The sequence below is a fragment of the Amycolatopsis sp. CA-161197 genome (assembly GCF_050942255.1).
Lineage (GTDB): Bacteria > Actinomycetota > Actinomycetes > Mycobacteriales > Pseudonocardiaceae > Amycolatopsis.
Genome location: NZ_CP192059.1, coordinates 3,813,532 through 3,831,890 on the forward strand (window position 1 = coordinate 3,813,532; position 18,359 = coordinate 3,831,890).

The 18,359-nt window shown below is 71.8% G+C and carries 16 protein-coding genes and 1 pseudogene; 6 read left to right on the plus strand and 11 right to left on the minus strand.

Annotated features, from left to right (window positions below):
* Positions 1-49: 49 nt before the first annotated feature.
* From ACQPXB_RS18220 to ACQPXB_RS18250, 7 genes are all read right to left on the minus strand, one after another.
* Positions 50-517, minus strand: a complete 468-nt coding sequence (locus tag ACQPXB_RS18220) for an RDD family protein (protein WP_366578186.1) — start codon at positions 515-517, stop codon at positions 50-52.
* A complete protein-coding gene (locus ACQPXB_RS18225) occupies positions 501-953 on the minus strand; it encodes a hypothetical protein (protein ID WP_366578188.1) in 453 nt (150 codons plus the stop codon). Before ACQPXB_RS18225 ends, ACQPXB_RS18220 begins: the two co-directional genes overlap by 17 nt.
* Positions 954-965: 12 nt before the next feature.
* Positions 966-2,267, minus strand: a complete 1,302-nt coding sequence (locus ACQPXB_RS18230; protein ID WP_366578190.1) for a hypothetical protein — start codon at positions 2,265-2,267, stop codon at positions 966-968.
* A 16-nt stretch (positions 2,268-2,283) separates the two neighbouring features.
* Positions 2,284-2,775 (minus strand): DUF1269 domain-containing protein, encoded by a 492-nt coding sequence (locus ACQPXB_RS18235; RefSeq protein WP_366578192.1) that lies wholly within the window; start codon positions 2,773-2,775, stop codon positions 2,284-2,286.
* Positions 2,772-3,485, minus strand: coding sequence for an HD domain-containing protein (locus ACQPXB_RS18240; protein ID WP_432853579.1), 714 nt, complete (start codon positions 3,483-3,485; stop codon positions 2,772-2,774). Before ACQPXB_RS18240 ends, ACQPXB_RS18235 begins: the two co-directional genes overlap by 4 nt.
* On the minus strand, positions 3,445-3,894 hold the full coding sequence (locus tag ACQPXB_RS18245; RefSeq protein WP_366578196.1) for a DUF7144 family membrane protein: 450 nt from the start codon (positions 3,892-3,894) through the stop codon (positions 3,445-3,447). Before ACQPXB_RS18245 ends, ACQPXB_RS18240 begins: the two co-directional genes overlap by 41 nt.
* Before the next feature lie 91 nt (positions 3,895-3,985).
* Positions 3,986-5,320, minus strand: a complete 1,335-nt coding sequence (locus ACQPXB_RS18250; protein WP_432853582.1) for a diacylglycerol/lipid kinase family protein — start codon at positions 5,318-5,320, stop codon at positions 3,986-3,988.
* 112 nt (positions 5,321-5,432) lie between these two features.
* On the opposite strand from ACQPXB_RS18250, the gene ACQPXB_RS18255 reads away from it, so the two are divergent.
* Together ACQPXB_RS18255 and ACQPXB_RS18260 are read left to right on the plus strand one after the other, a co-directional pair.
* On the plus strand, positions 5,433-6,848 hold the full coding sequence (locus ACQPXB_RS18255; protein ID WP_432853585.1) for a DUF2252 domain-containing protein: 1,416 nt from the start codon (positions 5,433-5,435) through the stop codon (positions 6,846-6,848).
* 245 nt (positions 6,849-7,093) lie between these two features.
* Positions 7,094-7,309, plus strand: a pseudogene (locus ACQPXB_RS18260) (potassium channel family protein); the annotation flags it as partial.
* 27 nt (positions 7,310-7,336) lie between these two features.
* Here ACQPXB_RS18260 and ACQPXB_RS18265 read toward each other — a convergent pair.
* From ACQPXB_RS18265 to ACQPXB_RS18280, 4 genes are all read right to left on the minus strand, one after another.
* Positions 7,337-8,776 (minus strand): MFS transporter, encoded by a 1,440-nt coding sequence (locus tag ACQPXB_RS18265; protein WP_366578202.1) that lies wholly within the window; start codon positions 8,774-8,776, stop codon positions 7,337-7,339.
* A 127-nt stretch (positions 8,777-8,903) separates the two neighbouring features.
* Entirely contained in the window at positions 8,904-9,509 is a 606-nt protein-coding gene (locus ACQPXB_RS18270; protein WP_432853589.1) for a TetR/AcrR family transcriptional regulator, read from the minus strand.
* Between the two features lie 14 nt (positions 9,510-9,523).
* Positions 9,524-10,297, minus strand: a complete 774-nt coding sequence (locus ACQPXB_RS18275) for a class I SAM-dependent methyltransferase (RefSeq protein ID WP_432853591.1) — start codon at positions 10,295-10,297, stop codon at positions 9,524-9,526.
* 162 nt (positions 10,298-10,459) lie between these two features.
* Positions 10,460-11,575 (minus strand): glycosyltransferase, encoded by a 1,116-nt coding sequence (locus tag ACQPXB_RS18280; protein WP_432853594.1) that lies wholly within the window; start codon positions 11,573-11,575, stop codon positions 10,460-10,462.
* 289 nt (positions 11,576-11,864) lie between these two features.
* Here ACQPXB_RS18280 and ACQPXB_RS18285 point away from each other — a divergent pair, with 289 nt between their 5' ends.
* From ACQPXB_RS18285 to ACQPXB_RS18300, 4 genes are all read left to right on the plus strand, one after another.
* Positions 11,865-13,742, plus strand: a complete 1,878-nt coding sequence (locus ACQPXB_RS18285; protein ID WP_432853597.1) for an alpha-L-fucosidase — start codon at positions 11,865-11,867, stop codon at positions 13,740-13,742.
* 16 nt (positions 13,743-13,758) lie between these two features.
* Entirely contained in the window at positions 13,759-15,657 is a 1,899-nt protein-coding gene (locus ACQPXB_RS18290; RefSeq protein ID WP_432853600.1) for a beta-N-acetylglucosaminidase domain-containing protein, read from the plus strand.
* A gap of 22 nt (positions 15,658-15,679) precedes the next feature.
* Positions 15,680-17,515, plus strand: a complete 1,836-nt coding sequence (locus ACQPXB_RS18295) for a glycoside hydrolase family 35 protein (RefSeq protein ID WP_432853603.1) — start codon at positions 15,680-15,682, stop codon at positions 17,513-17,515.
* 89 nt (positions 17,516-17,604) lie between these two features.
* Entirely contained in the window at positions 17,605-18,078 is a 474-nt protein-coding gene (locus ACQPXB_RS18300) for a carboxymuconolactone decarboxylase family protein (protein ID WP_366578218.1), read from the plus strand.
* Positions 18,079-18,359: the final 281 nt, after the last annotated feature.

Consider the following 18,359-nt stretch of genomic DNA (forward strand, 5'->3'; position numbering starts at 1 on the left):
GGCCCGGTGCGGGGCGTGGCACCTTTCGGCCACCGGATCGTATAACGACCTATACAGCGTCCTTTGTGGACACCTGCGCTCCGCCGTCCGTGTGCCAGTCGTAGACGACCGTCGTCCGGAGGACGACGTCCTGCAGGGACCGGCGGTGCGGGCTGACGATCGCCCACAGCAGCCCGACCGGGAAGACGACGCAGAACAGCGCGCGAGCCGCGGCGCGCGCCCAGCCCAGGCGCCGGCCGCGGCCCAGCACGCGGAGGCCGAGCAGGGCGTCGCCGTAGCTGCGGCCGATGGTGGCCCAGCCGACGGTGAGGTACGCGATCGCGACGGCCACGGAGATCCCGCCGGCCAGTGCCGGCGGTGCCGCGGGCCACCGGAACGACAGCGGCGAGGCCGCGAACAGCGCTGCCACCACCGCGAAGTAGCCGCCGACCGTGATCAGCCCGGTCACGGCCGCGTCGATCACCGCGGCGATCAGGCGCGTGACGATGCCCGCCGGCCCCTCAGGCGGGCCGGTCACCACGGCGCCGCAGCACGCGGCCGACCGCGCGGGCCACGGCGTCGTCGGCGTTCACCCCGGCTCCGCGGACGCCCCGGATCGCTTCCCCCGCAACGGTTCCAGTCGACTGACGCACGACCTCGGGCAGGTCCATCGCGGCCACGAGGTCACCGAAGTCCAGTGTGGACACCACGCCCGCCACGTCGATCTCCGCGAGCACGGCGTCGACGTCCACGTGCTCGCCGACCAGCTTCGGCAGATCCACCGCGTCGAGCACGGCCGCGGCGGCCGCGGTCACCACGTCCCGCACCGCGCGGCGCGCCACGTCCTCGGGCACGGCGGCCGTCAGCACGGCCCAGCCCGCCCGCCGCAGGGGCGTCGACGCCCACCAGCCGGCCTTGAGCGCCACCGCGCCCAGCCCCAGCACCGCACCGACGCGGTCGGGCTCGTCGTTCACGACCGTCCCCTTTCAGCCGGTCGCCGCCGGCCGGTCGCCGGGGGCGTCGAGGAACTGGATCACGGCGAGGACCACCAGCAGTACGAGCGCGATCAGCAGCACCGCGAGCCCGCTCGGCCGGTCGAGGAACAGGAACACGAGCACGGCGATCGCGACGGCACCGGCGCGCAGGGCCACGCGGTAGGAGTGCACCCACTTGCCGAGACCGGTGGCGCGCAGGCCGCTGCGCGAGCGCAGCCACGACAGTCCCTTGACCACACCCTGGCGGATGTGCACGGCGGTCGACGAAGGACCGGCGAGGAAGGCCCCGAGCGCCACGACGATCCCGACCGCGAACAGCGTTCTCAGACCGTCGCGCAGGAACCGCAGCACGATGTCGAACGCCGCCGAGACGGGCGCCGCCGAGCGGCTCGGGACCGCGTCGACGACGATGGTGCGCCCGATCGCGAGCCCGATGGCGAGGACCAGCATGCTGAAGGCGAACCCGAGCGCGGCGCCGATGAGCGCCCGCCGTTTGTGCTTGGCGACGTAGACGCCCGCGGCGAGCAGGACGATCGCGATCCACGGCAGCCACGTGGCGAGCCGGTCCGAGGCGGTGTACCAGGACCGCGCTTTCACCAGGCCGGCCGCGTCGGCGACCGCGATCGTCGGGTGGACTTCGGGGATGCGGTTGACGATGGTGAGCCCGTCGGCGGCGAGCTGCTGCTTGGCGACGTCGATGAACGGCGCCAGGTCGAGCACGACCTTGTCACCCTGGATCGCGATGGCCGAGGCCGATCCGTCGAGCACCGCCACCGCCTGCTCGTGGGCCACGCGGATCACGCGGTCCCACGTCTGCGCGATCTGGTCACTCGCCACGAGGGTCGCGACGCGGCCGTGCACGAAGCTCTGCACGCCCGACGCGAGCGGACCGGTCAGGTCCTCCAGCCGGTCGGTGACGGCCGGCGGGACGCCCTGGGCCGCGAGCGCGCGGACGGCGTCGGTCGCGATGGCCTGCACGTTGACGTTGGTGAAGATCGCCTCGGTGACCCGGTCGGTCACGGCGGCCTGCACCGCCGGGTCGCGGATCAGCGGGCTCATCGTGGCGGTGAACCGGTCGGTGTCGGAGATCTGGTTGTGCACCCACACCGACGCGAGCGCGAGCGGGGCGAGGATGCAGCCGATCACGATGAGGATCGAGGACACGATCGGCCGCCAGCTGACGCGGCGACGTTCGCGCGTGGCCCGCAGCCGCGCTACCTCGAGCCGCAGCTGTTCCAGCTCGGCCCGCTCGTCGGCGGTCGGCTCGATGCGGTGTTCCGTGCTCTCCGACATGACCGGTCCGGTCCGCTCAGCTCGACATCATTTCCCGCAGCGCGGCTTCCTGCTCCGCGGACAGGTTGGACTGCAGCAGCTCCGGCTTGTGGCCGCCGGCCTCGATCGCGGCCTTGACCTTGTCGACCACCGCGTCGCTGGACATCAGGAACAAGGCCGAGGTGCCGGGCGTGATCTTGTCGCGCACGGACTTGATGAAGTCGTCGTCGATGCCGACGTCGGTCAGCGAGCCGGCGAGCGCCCCGGTGGCCGCGCCGATGGCGGCACCGAGCAGCGGCACCAGGAAGATCAGGCCGAAGAGCATGCCCCAGAACATCCCGCTCATCGCTCCGCCGGCGGTGAGGTTGCGCAGCTGACGGGTCTTCGGCTTCTTGGCGTCGGGCTTCCAGGACACGGTGGCCGCGTCGTGGATCGAGATCAGTTCCTGCTTGGCCAGGCTCCGGAGGGTGTCCACCGCGTTGTCGGCTCCGTCGGGGCTGTCGAACTTCCACACCGTCAGCGTCGTCATCGTTCTCTCCTGTCGGGTTCGCGGGCTGCGCCGACGCCACCGTCGCCCCGCACGGCCCCGTCCGCCTCGCCCCTGCGGGGTGAGACCCGCCGCCGCACCGCCGCGGCACCGAGCCGCAGCTCGGTGCGCCGGACCGCGTCGTGCCGGGCGGCCTGCGCGCCGGCGTCGAGCGCGCGCACGAGGGGTGAGCCGGGGCCGTGGCGGGCGCGGATGCTCGCGATGCGTTCGGCGAAGTCGGTCGGGCGGCCGTCCGGGGCCGTCCGCATGTCGCAGAACCACAGGGCGTCGCGCAGCACGGTGCGCTCGTCCGGGTAGCGGGCGAGGTCGGCCGCGAGCCCGCGCTCCTCTGCGATGAACGCGGCGGCCGAGTGCTGGGCCACGAGGTTCACCAGCCGGGGCGGTGCCGCCACCGCGACGAGGAACCGGGCGCCGTCGAGCGGGTGGTAGCCGGTGACGACGAGGCCGGGTGCGTAGCCGATGTCGTGCACCAGCGCGGCCGCGACAAGCAGCTCCTCCTCGTCGGCGGACAGCAGGCTCGGCCCGATCTGCCGCCCGCACTTCGCGACGCCCCGCACGTGCTCCCACCTTCGCGGCAGCTCGCGCGAAAGGTGGCGCTGCGCGAGGCCCCAGGCCCACGCGGTCAGCGCGCCTTGGGGGCGCGTCGCCGGTTCAGCGGCGGCTGTGACGGGGCTGGAGTGCGTCGGAGGCATGTACGACCAGCGCCCAGATGACGAGCACGTCGAGGGTGAGCACGATGAGCGCCCAGAACGGCGCGGCGGGCAGGAAAGTCAGGTGCGCCAAGGCGCTGAGCCCGGCGATCGCGATACCGGGGTACCGGGCCCAGCTCGCCCGCGCGAACAGCCCGAGCCCCGTCACCACCGCGGCCACGCCCAGCACCAGGTGCACCCAGCCCCAGCCGGTGAGGTCGAACAGCAGGGTCCCGTGCGCGGTCACGGCGTAGTACTGCGGGTCGAGCAGCGCCGTGAGCCCTTCGACCAGGGTGAAGCTCCCGAGCAGGAGCATCATCGTGGCACCGAAGAAGATCCAGCGGGCCCAGCCGGACTCCTCGTCGGTGGACTCCTGCGCGGGTGCGTCCGGGCGCACAGCGTGATCGCTCATGATCGGGTCCCTTCTCCTGGCCGCGGACATCCTCGACGGCCGGGCTCGCGGGCGCTTCGCCCCGTGCGGATGAAACCGTCCATTCCGGACGTCAGCGGGCCGGCCGTCCGGCGAGCACGCGGAACAGCACGCGCAGCGCCTCGCCCATGCCGTGGGGCGCGGCCGCGGCGGGGGCGACGCCGGGCGCGTCCAGCGGCACGCGGACGCGCAGCGCGCCGGGCAGGGTGCGGAACCGCAGCGGTGGTTCCAGCCGAAGCGCCTCACCGTCGACACCGATGTCCACAAGGGACTGTCCCGAGCTCACCACGAACTCCTCGGTCTGCCACTCGTGGTAGCCGGGGTAGCGGGCGAGCTGGCCCGTGAGCTCGGCGGTGATCAGCGCCGGCAGGTCGCGCGCGCGGTCGACGTTCACGGTGACGATGCCGAGCGAGCCGCTGTCGAGCCGTTCGCGCGAGCCGAAGCCGCTGAGGCGGTCGAGGCGGTAGGCGCCGTTGGACACGAGCACGATGTCGGCCGGCGGGCGGTCTTCGTCACCGGGCACGCGGTACTGGAGGTCGAAGTGCTCGGACTCCGGGCCTAGCAGCTGCGGCAGCTGGCCGGCGACCGTCGACACCTTGGCGTCGCGGTAGCCCGGTGACTGGACCACGGTGGCGTAGACGCCGAGCGAGGCGTTGTTCACGAACACCCGGTCGCCGATCAGCGCGAGGTCGATGCGGTGCTCGGCCGCTTCGCCGTACGCGTCTAGGGCGGCGGTCACGTTCTCCCGGTCGAGCCCGAGGTCGAGGGCGAAGTGGTTGCGGGTGCCGGCGGGCACGCAGACGTACGGCAGGCCGTGGCGGCGCGCGACGTCGGCGACCAGCGCCTGGGAGCCGTCGCCGCCGGCCATCCCGATCACGTCCGCGTGCTGGGCGGCCTCTTCGGCGAGCGCCCGCAGGTCGTCGCCGCGGCGCAGCACCACGGGGGTGACGCCGCGTTCGCGCGCCTTGCGTTCGAGGTCGAACTGCGCCACCTTCCCGCCGCCGGAGCGCGGGTTCATCAGCAGCACGCCGTGGCGCGCGGGCCCGACACGGTCGGCCTGTGCCGGCCGGGCCAGGTCGTGGCCGATCGCCACCCGCGCCGCCAGTGCCGCGAGCACCATCAGCCCGAGGACCAGAAGCAGCACCACCAACGTGCGCAGGTCCGGCAGCAGGGCGATCGCGGCGAGCGCGAGGACCGCCACGACCGCGAGCACGATCCGCGCGAACCCGTGGCGGACCAGCGCCGCCCAGGCCGCGATCGTGGCGATCACCAGCAGCACCACGGCGAGCACCAGCTGCCCCGGGCTGCGGACCGCGGCGAGCACCGCCACCACGACCGCGGCGGCCAGCGCGAGGAGGGCGCCGAGCGCGCACGCGCGCCGGGCGAGCGACGGAGCAGGGCCGGTCATGCGCCGACCCTGCGTGGGCGGACGGTCCCGTGTCGTCACCCCGTCCGGATGATGCCTCGTCTCACCCCGTGCGGGGGAGGAAAGGCGCTCGCCCGAGCGCGAAGCTGCCCCGATGGTGCTCACCTCACGACGTTCGACGGTCGAATCCCGGGAAGACCGGATCGCCCGGGGCAAGGCGGCCCGCGCGGCCGCTCCGCGGTCGAGCCACGCCGGGTTCACGAGAGAACGTGGCCGCCCGGGTCCGCTGGAACTGCTCGCACGCCAAGACGAGACGCGCGTCAAGGATCTGCTGCCGATCCGCTACGGGCGCATGGCGGTGTCGCCGTTCACCTACTTCCGCGGTGCCGCGCTGCCGATGGCGAGCGACCTGTCCGGCACGCCGCTCAGCGGGCTGCGGGTGCAGGCGTGCGGCGACGCGCACCTGATGAACTTCGGCGTGTTCGCCTCGCCGGAACGCAAGCTCGTATTCGACATCAACGACTTCGACGAGACCCTGCCCGGCCCATGGGAGTGGGACGTGAAGCGCCTCGCGGCGAGCCTCGAGATCGCGAGCCGGGACAACGGGTTTTCCGCCCGCCAGTGCCGCGGCGTGGTGCTCGCGACGATCGCGCAGTACCGCAAGGCGATGCGGGACTTCGGCGAGCGCACCGCGCTCGATGTCTGGTACGCCCACGCCGATGTCGATCAGGTCGAGGCCTTGTACGCCGATCGCCTGGGCGGGCACCGGCGCCGGATGATCGCGAAGGGCATGGCCTCGGCTCAGGCGCACGACAATCTCGGCGCCCTGCGTCGCTTCACGTCGGTCACCGACGGCACGGTGCAGATCAAGCCCGACCCGCCGATCGTGCTGCCCCTCGAAGAGCTGGCGCCCACCAAGGAGGCCGCCGACGAGGTGCGTAACCAGATGGGCTCGATCCTGAAGGCCTACCGCGCCACGCTGGAACCCGAGCGGCGCGTGCTGCTGGACCGCTACCGGATCGTGGACATGGCGCACAAGGTCGTGGGCGTCGGCAGTGTCGGCACCCGGTGCTGGATGGTGCTGCTGCTCGGCAACGACGACCGCGACCCGTTGTTCCTGCAGGCGAAGGAAGCCGGCCCGTCGGTGCTGGAGGAGTTCGCCGGGGCCAGCGACTACGACAACTCCGGGCGCCGCGTGGTCGTGGGCCAGCGGCTGATGCAGACGGTGAGCGACATCTTCCTCGGCTGGGTCCACGTGACCGGTGTCGACGAACGCCCGCGCGACTTCTACCTGCGCCAGCTGCGCGACTGGAAGGGCTCGGCCAACGTCGAGTCGATGGACCCGCGCGACCTGCGCACCTACGGCATGCTGTGCGCGTGGACGCTCGCGCGCGCCCACGCCCGCACCGGCGACAGCGTGGCGATCGGCGCCTACGTCGGTTCCGGTGACTCGTTCGACCACGCGATCGCCGAGTTCACGCACGACTACGCCGACCAGAACGAGAAGGACCACACGGAGCTGACCAAGGCCATCAAGACCGGTGCGGTCAAGGCCGAGTCGGGGCGGTGAAGGCGCGGCAGCTGCTCGGCCCGGGTGTGCTGCGTCCCGTGCTGACGGTGGCGACGCTCATCGCCGTGTACTACCTGCTCCCGGTGAACCGGCAGCTCGACGCGTGGACGGTCGTGGGGCTCGTCGTCGGGGTGACGCTGGTCGTGGTCCTGGTGGTGGTCGAAGCGCGCGCGATCCTGCGCTCCGCGCGCCCGGCGTTGCAGGGCATCCAGGCGCTGGCGCTGGTGGTGCCGCTGTTCCTGCTGGTGTTCGCCAACGTCTACTACGTGCTGCAGTACAACGTGCCGCAGAGCTTCAGCGCGCCGCTGAACCGCACCGATTCGCTGTACTTCGTGGTCACGGTGTTCGCGACGGTCGGGTTCGGCGACATCGTGCCCGTGACGCAGGCCGCGCGCCTGCTGGTCACGGTGCAGATGATCGCGAACCTGCTGGTGGTCGGCGTCGCGCTGCGGGTGATCCTGACGGCCGTGCAGCGCAGCCGCTCGCGGTTACCGCTGGGCGTGCTTCGGGATCAGCAGCGCCGTGACGACCCCGAGGAGGCCGAGGCACACGAGCATGATCAGGGCGATGCCGAACGGCCCGTTGCCCGGGACGGCCGCACCGGCGAGCACGGAGCCGACCAGCGCGGTGCCCAGTGACGAGCCGAGGTTCGACACGCTGCGCGAGACACCGGAGATGTCGCCCTGCGCCTCTTCCGGCGAGCTCGACTGCACGAGGTTGACCGACGCCGTCAGCATCACGCCGATCCCGATGCCCATCAGCAGCAGCCCGGGTGTGAAGGTCCAGACGCTCGAGTCCTCGCGGACCAGCACCAGCATCAGCACCAGGCCCAGCGTCGTGGAGGTGAAGCCGGCCCGGATCAGCCGGCGCAGCGAGTGGCGCCGCGACATCCGTCCCGCGAGCGCCGACGCGGCGAGGATGCCGATGGTGGCCGGCACGAGCACCAGTCCCGTCTCGATCGCGCTGAAGCCGCGGATCTGCTGCAGGAACACCGATGTCACGAAGAACGCGCCCTGCATGACCAGCCACTGCAGCACCTGGGTGACGAGCCCGAGGTTGGATGCCTTGCTGCGGAAGATCTTCAGCGAGAACAACGGTGCGCGTCCGGCGTGCTCCACGCGCCGCAGGTGCAGGAAGAAGATCACCAGCAGCACGGCCCCGATCGCGACGTAGATCCACACCGGCGACATGCCGCCCTTCGGGATCACCACCGTGCCCCCGATCGTGAAGTCCTCCCGCGACTTGAGCCACCCGTAGGTCGAGCTCTGCAGCACGCCGAACACCACGAAGAACAGCCCGGCCGCCGACAGCACGGCGCCCCACACGTCGAAGTGCGGCGGCCGCTCGGCCAGCGGCGGGTCGACGATGCGCAGGGCGAGGAAGATGATCAGCACGATCACGGCCACCTGGAAGAGGAACGACGCCCGCCAGCCGAGGTAGCTCGTGATCAGACCACCGAGCAGCGGCCCCGCCGCCGCCCCGAGCCCCGCCGCCCCGCTCACGATCCCGAAGTTGCGCGCGCGGGCGCTCACGTCGTCGAACACCACCGTCACGAGGATGTAGATCGGCGGGATCAGCAGCGCCGACCCGATGCCCTCCAGCAGCGAGTACCCCACGATCAGCACCCCGATGCCCTGCGCGAACGACGACAGCAGCGCACCCGAGCCGTAGATCACGAGACCCGCGATGAAACACACCTTGCGGCCGAGGAAGTCCGTGAGCTTGCTGCCGGGGATCATCAGCGCGGCCATCGTGAGCGTGAACAGCGTGATCGCGGTCTGGATGCTGATGACCGATGTGCCGATGTCGTCGGCGATCGTGCTGATCGCCACGTTCATGTTCGTCGCCGCGTAGCTCGCGATGAACTGCCCGAGCGCGAGCGGCAGCACCACTGCGGACGCGGAGACGCTCTTCGATCCCGTGGCCATCGGGCGCCCCTCTCCTCGATGCCCCACCTTGCGAACCCCCGGCCATCTCGGCATCACCTGTTGCGGATGACTGCGTCGTTCTCACCAGGGGCAACACCGGCGGGACTCGCGTGCGGCGAGGTGATCCTCAGGCGCCGATGCCCTCGAGCACCGTCGCCACCACGGCGTCGATCGACGGGGCCTGGGGCGGGCCCGCGTGGGGAACCAGGGCCGAGAACACCGTCTCGTGGCAGGCGCCGACCAGGAGGGCGGCCGCGGCGTCGAGGTGGGCGGTGGGGGAGAGGCGGCCGAGGTCGCGTTCGGCGTGGAGGTAGGTGAGGAGGCGGTCGCGCCATTCGGTGTGCGTGGGGGTGAGGGAGGCGAAGCGCGCGAGGACCGCCGGGTGGGCGAGCAGGCCGGCGAACGTGGGCAGGATGGCGCGGTGCAGGGCGAGCCCGTAGGCGAGGTGCGCGCGCAGGTTGGTTTCGACCGTGGCGTCGCCGGGTGTGGGCAGGGCGCCGAGTTCGCGTTCGGCGGCGCGGACGTGGGCGCGCAGCGCGTGCGCCAGGAGTTCCTCCTTGTCGGCGAAGTGGTTGTACAGCACGCCGTCCGCGACGCCGGCGCGGCGGGCGATCGCGCGGACCGTCAGCTTCGCCGCGCCTTCCTCGGCCATGAGCGCGCCGGCCGTCACGATGAGGTGCTCGCGCAGGCTGCGGTCCCCGTCGCGCAGGGCGGCTGCTGTTCTCGGTGACATCGCGGCCATCGTATTCACCGGACGGCGGTGACGAGCCACGCCGCGCCCCGCAGCCGCACGGCGCCGGGCTCGGCGAATGGGCGCAAGGCCTCCACCAGCACGGCTTCGGCGTCCGGTCCGTGGTGCCGGACCGGGCCCCAGCCGGCGATGAACTCCGCCGCGTCGGCCACGTCGCGGCCCCGGACCTGGTCGGCCTCGACGCGCGTGCACGTGACGTCGCGGAACCCGGCGTCCGTCAGCACCGAACGCGTGTGCGCGGGATCGGCCAGCGACGCCGGCCCGACGCCCGAAGGCAGCGGAGCCAGCGCGCCGAACACCGCCCCCAGGTCGGTCCCCGCCGGCTCCGTCAGGCACACGAACGCGAGCCGCCCACCCGGCCGCAGCGCGCGGCGCACCCGGGCGAACGCCGCCACCGGATCCGCGTAGAACATCACCCCGAACCGGCTCAGCGCGACGTCGAACGAGCCCTCCTCGAACGGGTAAACCTGCACGTCAGCCTGCTCGAACACCACGTTCGGCGCACTCCGGTCCCGCGCCGTCGCCAGCATCGGCCCGGACAGGTCGAGGCCCAGCACCCGCCCGGACCCGGACCGCGCCGCCGCGAGCCGGGTCAGCTGCCCCGTGCCGCACCCGAGGTCGACCACGTCGTCGCCCGGCCCCACCGCGGCCAGCAGGAACTCGTTGAACCCGCTGTTCACCGCGTCGTAGCGATCGGCGTGCTCCGCCCAGTGCCCACCTTCGTAGCCGTTCCACGCCTGCGCCTGCTCCGTGTTGACGATCCCGGTCACGATGTCCTCCCAGCGTTGTGAACATACGTTCATGAACAGGTGTTCATCATGACTCGCGGCCCCAGGACCTGTCAAACGATCCGATGTGGGCAGTCCTGGGTCACGTCAGTGATTCGGCGTCTCGATCCGGACCCTAGGCCGGTGTCCGACCCGCGCAACGTCCTAAGTGGACGAGTACGTCCGCCCCTTCCACCCGGCGCCACGGCCGGCGAAGTGCCGGCGCGCCGAATCGAGCGTCATCAGCGTGTACAGCAGCGCCGTCAGCGGCAGCAGCAAGCCCAGCACCGGCCACTGCCGGTAGTAGCGCGCCATCGGCACGAACGTCGCCGCCATCAGCAGCCACGCGGCCGGCGCGGGCCACGAAGGGCCGGTGAATGTCAGCACCGGGGGAGCGACGAACACCAGCGCCAGACCGACGACCGTGCCCGCCAGCACGAGCGGGGAGTGGCGCAGCTGCGTGTACGCCGTGCGCGCGACCATCTGCCACAGATCGGAAAGCCGCGGGTACGGCCGGACACTGTGGACCTTCGACGCGAACCCGAGCCACGTCCGCCCACCCGCCGCGGACACCGCGCGGGCCAGGGCGACGTCGTCGATCACGGCGCCGCGGACGGCCGCGAGGCCACCCGCGCGTTCGAGAGTGGAGCGGCGCACGAGCACGCACCCGCCGGCGGCCGCGGCCACCCGCGAGCGCGGGTTGTTCACGCGCCGGAACGGGTAGAGCATCGCGAAGAAGTACACGAACGCCGGCACGATCAGCCGTTCCCACGGCGTTTCGGTGCGCAGCACGGCCATCTGCGACACGAGGTCGTGCTCACCGCACGCCGCCACGAGGGTTTCGAGCGAACCCGGCCCGTGTTCGATGTCCGCGTCGGTCAGCAGCACGAAATCCACTGCGCCCGCCTCGGCGACGCCGCGCGCGGCCGCCCACAGCTTGCCCGTCCAGTCCGCCGGCAACGGGTCCGGCGTCACCACGGTCAGCGGCAACGCCCCGGCCGCACCGCCGAGCCGCCGGGCCAGCTCGCCGGTGCCGTCGGCGCTGTCGTCGTCGACGAGGATCACGCGCGCCTCGCCCGGATAGCGTTGCGCGAGCAGGGCGGGCAACGTCGTCGGGAGCACGGCCGCCTCGTCGCGCGCCGGCACCACGACCGCCACCGACGGCCACTCGGCCGGGCGCACCGACGGCGGCAGCCGCTGGTCCGTCCGCCAGAACCAGCCGTGGCCGAAGGCGAGTCCCAGCCACACCACGAGCGTCAGCCACCCGAGCACCGTCAGCACTTCGCGGATCCTAGCGCCGCGATCGGGTCTTGGCGCGACGACGGCATCGGTCAAGAACCATCGGACGACTGACCTTGTCCCGCCGGCAAACCCGCCCGCGAGTAAACGGCGTCAACCAGGCACGAATGCAGATTCTCGCGGGGAGACAGGGAATGGACAGTCGAGTGCGCCTCCCCCGAGTAGGTCTAGACATCCGATGGATCACGCACCTAATGTGCTGGGCGATCCACCAGCTCGTCGCCGGCCGCCACCGGGGCACGCGGCCGCGCGGACCCGTCAGGAGGAGCACGTGCCGATCTCGACGCGCCGGAACGCCGTTCTGGCCGCACTGTTTTCCCTCGCCGTGGCCGGATTCACGGCCACGCCCGGAATCGCCGCACAGCCGGACCGCGGCTGCACCGGACCGATCAAGACCGCGTCGATCATGACCGTCGAACCGTGCGACGGCATGGACCGCGTGCTGGCCAAGGCGGCCGCCGTCGTGCCGCGGCCCGGCCAGCTCGCCTGGCAGCAGCGGCCTGTCACGGCCTTCACGCACTTCGGCATGAACACCTTCACCGACCGCGAATGGGGTTCGGGCGCCGAGAAGGAGTCGACGTTCGCGCCACCGGCCGTGGACACCGACCAGTGGATGCGCTCGCTCAAGGCCGCCGGGGTGACGCAGGTGATGCTCACCGCCAAGCACCACGACGGTTTCGTGCTCTACCCGACGCGCTACACCGACCACTCCGTCGTCGCCAGCCCGTGGTGGCTCAGCGCGGGCTGCACCGACCCGGAGGCCGACGCCGCCCGCCAAGCCGCGCAGGCCACGCGCTCGCAGGACCCGTCCGCGTTCTGGCAGGCGCGCGACGCGGGCTGCACCAACCCCCGCGGCGACATCCTGCACGACTACGTGGACTCCGCTCGCAAGGCCGGCCTCAAGGTCGGCGTCTACCTCTCGCCCGCCGACGGCGCCGAGCTGCCCGCGACCTTCTTCGCCGACGAGGTCAAGCGGATCGAGGCGAAGGTCGCGGCCGGACAGTCGCTGTCCATCGAGGAACAGGCCACCTACGACGACCGCGCGAGCGCCCCGCAGGGCCAGGGCCGCTACGGCACCGGCAGCGCCGTGACCCGACGGACCATCCCCACGCTGGTGGCGGACGACGACCGCGCGGCCGCGCTCGCCGCCGGGAAGCTGCCGCGCTTCACCGTGACCGAGGACGACTACAACACCTACTACCTCAACCAGCTCTACGAACTGTTCACCCAGTACGGCCCGATCGACGAGCTGTGGCTCGACGGCGCCAACCCGTGGCGCGACCGCGGCATCAGCGAGAACTACGACTTCACCACCTGGTTCTCGATGATCCACGCGCTCTCGCCGAACACCGTCACGTTCGCCGGGCCCGCCGGCGTGCGCTGGGTCGGCAACGAGGCCGGCCAGGCGCGGACCACGGAGTGGAGCCCGCTGCCGACGACCGGCGACCCGAACACCGCGCACAACGAGGAGCTGTTCCTCGGCGGCGCGACGGCCACCGACCTCGGCTCGCGCCAGGTGCTGGCCGACCCGTCCGTGCGCTTCCTGCAGTGGGCGCCGGCCGAGTCCGACGTCTCGATCCGCCCCGGCTGGTTCTTCCACCCGGGCGAACAGCCGAAAACCGCCGCGCAGCTAGTGGACATCTACCGGCGCACGGTGGGCCGCAACTCCTCGCTGCTGCTGAACGTGCCGCCCGGCCCCGACGGCGAGTTCGCCCCTGCCGACGTCGCTTCGTTGGCCGCCTTCGGCCAGTCCGTCGCGGCCACACAGGTGAACCAGGCCCACGCACGGCCCGGCGACAAGGCCGTCGCCGCGGTCACGGACGGATCGCTCACCACGTCCTGGACCCCGCCGCACGGCGCGCCGGCGGGCACGCTCGACGTGCCGCTGGCCCGGCCCGCGACGTTCGACCAGATCCGCCTCGGCGAGGACATCAGCCGCGGCCAGCACGTGGAGGGCGCGACCGTGCAGGCCGAGGTCGACGGCGCGTGGCGGACGCTCGGCACCGTCACCACCATCGGCTACACCCGCCTGGTCACGCTCTCCGCACCCGTGACGACCAGCCACCTGCGCGTGGTGATCACCCAGGCCCGCGCCACGCCGTACCTCTCGACCTTCGCCCTGTACCGCACCGTGGCGCCGGCCGCCTGACCCGAAGGACCCCTTGATGACTTCCCGAAAGCGCCACCTGGCCGCCGTGCTCGCGGCCGGGGTTTCGCTCGCCGCGCTCGTCGCGCAACCCGCGGCGGCCGCCCCCGACCACCAGCAGCCGCTGCCCGTCGTCACACCCACGCCGCAGTCGCTCGCCCGTGACTCCGCCGACGTCGCCGTGCCCGACGAGGTCGTGCTCGTCACCGACAGCACCACCGACGCCGCCGCGAAAGACCTCGTCACCACGCTGCTGCGGCAGCACGGCGCACGCAAGGTCACCACGGTCACGAAGGAACCTGGCCGAGGCCACGCTCTCGTGGTCCGGCTCGGCGCCGGATCCACGGCCCCGTCCCAGGCCGAGGGCTACTCGCTCACCACCACGCGCGGCGAGATCGTGCTCGCCGGGCGCGACGGCTCCGGCCAGTACTACGCCGCGCAGACGTTGCGGCAGCTGTTCGTCCGCTCCGGCCACGGGTGGGCGATCAGCGGCGTGGCCGTGCGCGACTGGCCGAACATGGCGCTGCGCGGGTCGATCGAAGGCTTCTACGGCCCGCCGTGGAGCACCGCCGACCGGCTGCGGCAGATCGCGTTCCTCGGCGAGGTCAAGGCCAACAGCTACGTCTACAGCGCCAAGGACGACGCCTACCTGCGTGCGCAGTGGCGCGATCCCTACCCCGCGGACGAGCTGGCCACGCTCGGGCAGCTGGTGCAGTCGGCGACCGCGCACCACGTCGACTTCACCTACGCGCTCTCGCCCGGCGTGTCGATCTGCTTCTCCTCGCCCGACGATCTCGCCGCGGTGAAGGCGAAGCTGCAGTCGGTGTACGACCTGGGCGTGCGGTCGTTCTCGATCCCGTTCGACGACATCTCCTACACCAAGTGGAACTGCGCCGCCGACCAGACGGCGTTCGGCGCGCCCGGGCAGGCCGCCGCGGGCAAGGCCCAGGTTTCGTTGCTCAACGCGATCACCAGCGACTTCGTCAAGACCCACGACGGCGTGCGTCCACTGCAGACGGTGCCCACCGAGTACAGCGACCTGAAGGACTCGCCGTACAAGACCGAGCTGCGCGAGAACCTCGACCCGTCGGTGGTCGTGCAGTGGACCGGCACGGACGTGGTGCCGCCGAGCGTCACCACCGACGAGGCGCAGCAGGTGTCCACTGTGTACGGCCGCAAGGTGTTCCTCTGGGACAACTACCCCGTGAACGACTACGAGCAGTCCGCCGGCCGGCTGCTGCTCGCGCCCTACGCGCAGCGGGAGGCCGGGCTTTCGCAGTACCTCAACGGGATCGTCGCGAACCCAATGAACCAGGAGGCGGCCAGCGAGGTGGCCGAGTTCGGCGCCACCGACTTCGCGTGGAACGACGCCGGGTACTCGCCGGAGCGCTCCTGGCCGCAAGCGCTTGCGCGGCTCGCGGGCGGTGACGCCCGGGCCACGGCCGCGTTGCGGGTGTTCGCCGACCTCGAACACCTGGCCCCGACGTTCGGCCCGACGCCGTGGCAGCCGCAGGCGCCGGTGCTCGCGGCGAAGACGAAGGCGTTCTGGCAGCGGTGGAACGCGGGTGACCACCGGGTCGCCGACCTGCGGGCCTACGCGGTGCAGATCCGCGACGCCGCGAAGGTGATCCGCGGTGGCCGGGTCGAGAGCGCGTTCGTCGACGAGGCCTCGCCGTGGCTCGACGCGACGGCGTTGTGGGGCGGCGCGATGGTCGACCAGCTCGACGCCCTCGCGGCCGCCGGGCGTGGTGACACCAAGGCGGCGCAACGGCTCACCGCGTCCGCCGACGGTCTCGTCGCCCGGGCCCAGGCCGTGAAGACCGGCGACACCAACCGGTGGGGAGTGCGGCAGGCGCTCGTCGGCGACGGGGTCCTCGACGCGTTCATCACCCAGGCCCGGGCCGCGACGCTCGGCTGACCCCGAAAGGACGGAGAGCTTCGTGAGCGCAGTGAGCAGGAGGAGTTTCCTCGGCGGGGTCGCCGGGCTGGCCGCGGCGAGCACGGTTTTCGCCGGGCCGGCCGGCGCGGCGGGCCGTGGCGGACTGACCGTGTCCGGCGAGCAGTTCCTGTTGGACGGTAAGCCGTTCCAGATCATCTCGGGTGCCGTGCACTACTTCCGCATCCACCCCGACCAGTGGCGCGACCGGCTGGAGCGGCTGCGTGCACTCGGCCTGAACACGGTCGAGACGTACGTCGCGTGGAACTTCCACCAGCCGAAGCCGGGCCTGCCGGACTTCAGCGGGTGGCGTGACCTGCCGAAGTTCATCCGCACCGCCGGCGAGGTGGGACTGCGGGTGATCGTGCGGCCGAGCCCGTACATCTGCGCGGAGTGGGAGTTCGGCGGCCTGCCCGCGTGGCTGCTCGCCGACCGCGACCTCGAACTGCGGTGCGCGGATCCGAAGTACCTCAAGGCGGTCGACGCCTGGTACGACCACCTCGTGCCGCGCCTGGCCACGCTGGAGGCGCACCGCGGCGGGCCGGTGATCGCCGTGCAGATCGAGAACGAGTACGGCAGCTACGGCAACGACACCTCGTACCTGGCGCACCTGCGCGACAGCCTGCGTTCGCGCGGGTGCGAGAGCCTGCTGTTCGCGGCCGACGGCGCGTCGGACTTCTTCATGCGTTTCGGCTCGCTGCCGGGCACGCTCGAAGTCGGCACGGGCGACGGGAACCCGGTGCCGAGTCTCGAAGCGCTGAAGAAGTTCCAGCCCGGCAAACCGGTGATGATGGCGGAGTTCTGGGACGGCTGGTTCGACCACTGGGGCGAACAGCACAACACCCGCGACCCGCAGCAGATGGCGGGCTACATCGACACCGTGCTCGCGTCCGGCGCGTCGGTGAACCTGTACATGGCGTGCGGCGGCACGAACTTCGGCTTCACGAGCGGGGCCAACACCTCCGGCACGACCTACCAGCCCACCGTCACGAGCTACGACTACGACTCGCCGGTGGGGGAGGCCGGCGACCTCGGCGCCAAGTTCACCGCGCTGCGGAGCGTGATCGGCAAGTACACGAAGCTGCCCGAGGGGCCGATCCCCGGCCGTTCCCCGCGGCTGGCGCCGCAGACCGTAAAGCCGGACGCGACGGCGTCGCTGCTGGAGTCGCTGCCCGCGTTGTCGAAGGTGGTGCGCTCGCCGCAGCCGTTGCCGATGGAGAAGCTCGGCCAGGCCACGGGGCTCATCCACTACCGGACGAAGGTGCAGGGCCCGCACAACGGCACCCTGAGCATCCACGGCCTCGCCGACCGCGCGCTGGTCTTCGCCGGCGGCGAGCAGGTCGGCGTTCTCGACCGCAACACCCCCGACGGCACGGTGGACCTCGTGTTCGAGGAGGCGGAGAACCAGCTCGACATCCTCGTGGACACGATGGGCCGGATCAACTACGGCCCGTATCTGGCCGATCGCAAGGGCATCGACGGGTGGGTCGCGATGAACACCCAGCAGAAGCTGTTCGGCTGGGAGATCCGGCCGCTGCCGCTCGACGATCTGTCCACTGTGCACTTCACGCCGGGCGCTCCCGGGGCCGGGCCGGCCTTCCACCGGGCCGCGGTGACGATCGGGGCGCCCGCCGACGGGTTCGTCGCGCTGCCGGGCTGGGAGAAGGGCATCGTCTGGCTGAACGGCTTCAACCTCGGCCGCTACTGGAGCCGCGGTCCACAACGGACTCTCTACGCCCCGGCGCCGCTGTGGCGACGGGGGCGCAACGAGCTCGTGGTGCTGGAGCTGCACCAGCCGGGGGAGACGCTGGAGATCCGTGCGGAGGCCGACCTGGGGTGAGACGCAGGTCACTTTCACCGGTGTCACAACTTCGCGGGCCCACCCGTCAAGGGTGTGTAACCAGTGGAAACGGGTGAAGGAGCAGATCAGTGGAAGCACGACTCAACCTCTTCGGGAACGCTGTCGCCGGCAAGTTCGTCAAGTACCTGAACGCGGCGAACAAGCCGATCGCCGACTCGGGCCTCCCCGCCGCGACGCAGGAGCTCGTGAAGCTGCGCGCCAGCCAGATCAACGGCTGCGGCTTCTGCACCGACATGCACTACAAGGAAGCCGTGGCCGCGGGCGAGGAACCCACGCGCCTCAACCTCGTCGCGGCCTGGCGCGAAGCCACCGTCTTCACCGACGCCGAGCGCGCGGCCCTCGAACTGGCCGAAGAGGGCACCCGCATCGCCGACGCCGCCGGCGGCGTCAGCGACGAGGTCTGGCAGCAGGCCGCCAAGCACTACGACGAGGACCAGCTCACCGGCCTCACCATGCTCATCGCACTCATCAACACCTACAACCGCATGAACGTCATCACCCAGCAGCCCGCGGGCCACTACGAGGTGGGCATGTTCGGCTGACCCCCGGCCCACCACCGCTCCCACCGCTACGACGCCCCAGGCACCGGATCTCCCGGAGCCTGGGGCGTTGTGCTGTCCGCGTCTGATCTGCCCTGTTTGTCCCTCTTGCCTGATCCGGTCGCCGCTGTGGCCTGGGGGATTCGGGTGCGAGGGGTGTCGTGCTGTCCGCTCCCGGACAGCGCCGAATCGATCCCCGCTCCCGTCGCCCCGACGCCTCGGGCGCCGGACTCATCGGAGCCGGGGGCGTTGCCCCGCCCACTGCCGGATTGCTTCGAGCCCTC

Excerpts from the sequence above, each read along its gene's own strand:
- ACQPXB_RS18255 (WP_432853585.1), top strand. The coding sequence starts at position 5,433 with ATGGTGCTCACCTCACGACGTTCGACGGTCGAATCCCGGGAAGACCGG.
- ACQPXB_RS18235 (WP_366578192.1), bottom strand. The coding sequence starts at position 2,775 with ATGACGACGCTGACGGTGTGGAAGTTCGACAGCCCCGACGGAGCCGAC.
- ACQPXB_RS18270 (WP_432853589.1), bottom strand. The coding sequence starts at position 9,509 with ATGTCACCGAGAACAGCAGCCGCCCTGCGCGACGGGGACCGCAGCCTG.
- ACQPXB_RS18230 (WP_366578190.1), bottom strand. The coding sequence starts at position 2,267 with ATGTCGGAGAGCACGGAACACCGCATCGAGCCGACCGCCGACGAGCGG.
- ACQPXB_RS18265 (WP_366578202.1), bottom strand. The coding sequence starts at position 8,776 with ATGGCCACGGGATCGAAGAGCGTCTCCGCGTCCGCAGTGGTGCTGCCG.
- ACQPXB_RS18240 (WP_432853579.1), bottom strand. The coding sequence starts at position 3,485 with ATGCCTCCGACGCACTCCAGCCCCGTCACAGCCGCCGCTGAACCGGCG.
- ACQPXB_RS18250 (WP_432853582.1), bottom strand. The coding sequence starts at position 5,320 with ATGACCGGCCCTGCTCCGTCGCTCGCCCGGCGCGCGTGCGCGCTCGGC.
- ACQPXB_RS18245 (WP_366578196.1), bottom strand. The coding sequence starts at position 3,894 with ATGAGCGATCACGCTGTGCGCCCGGACGCACCCGCGCAGGAGTCCACC.
- ACQPXB_RS18290 (WP_432853600.1), top strand. The coding sequence starts at position 13,759 with ATGACTTCCCGAAAGCGCCACCTGGCCGCCGTGCTCGCGGCCGGGGTT.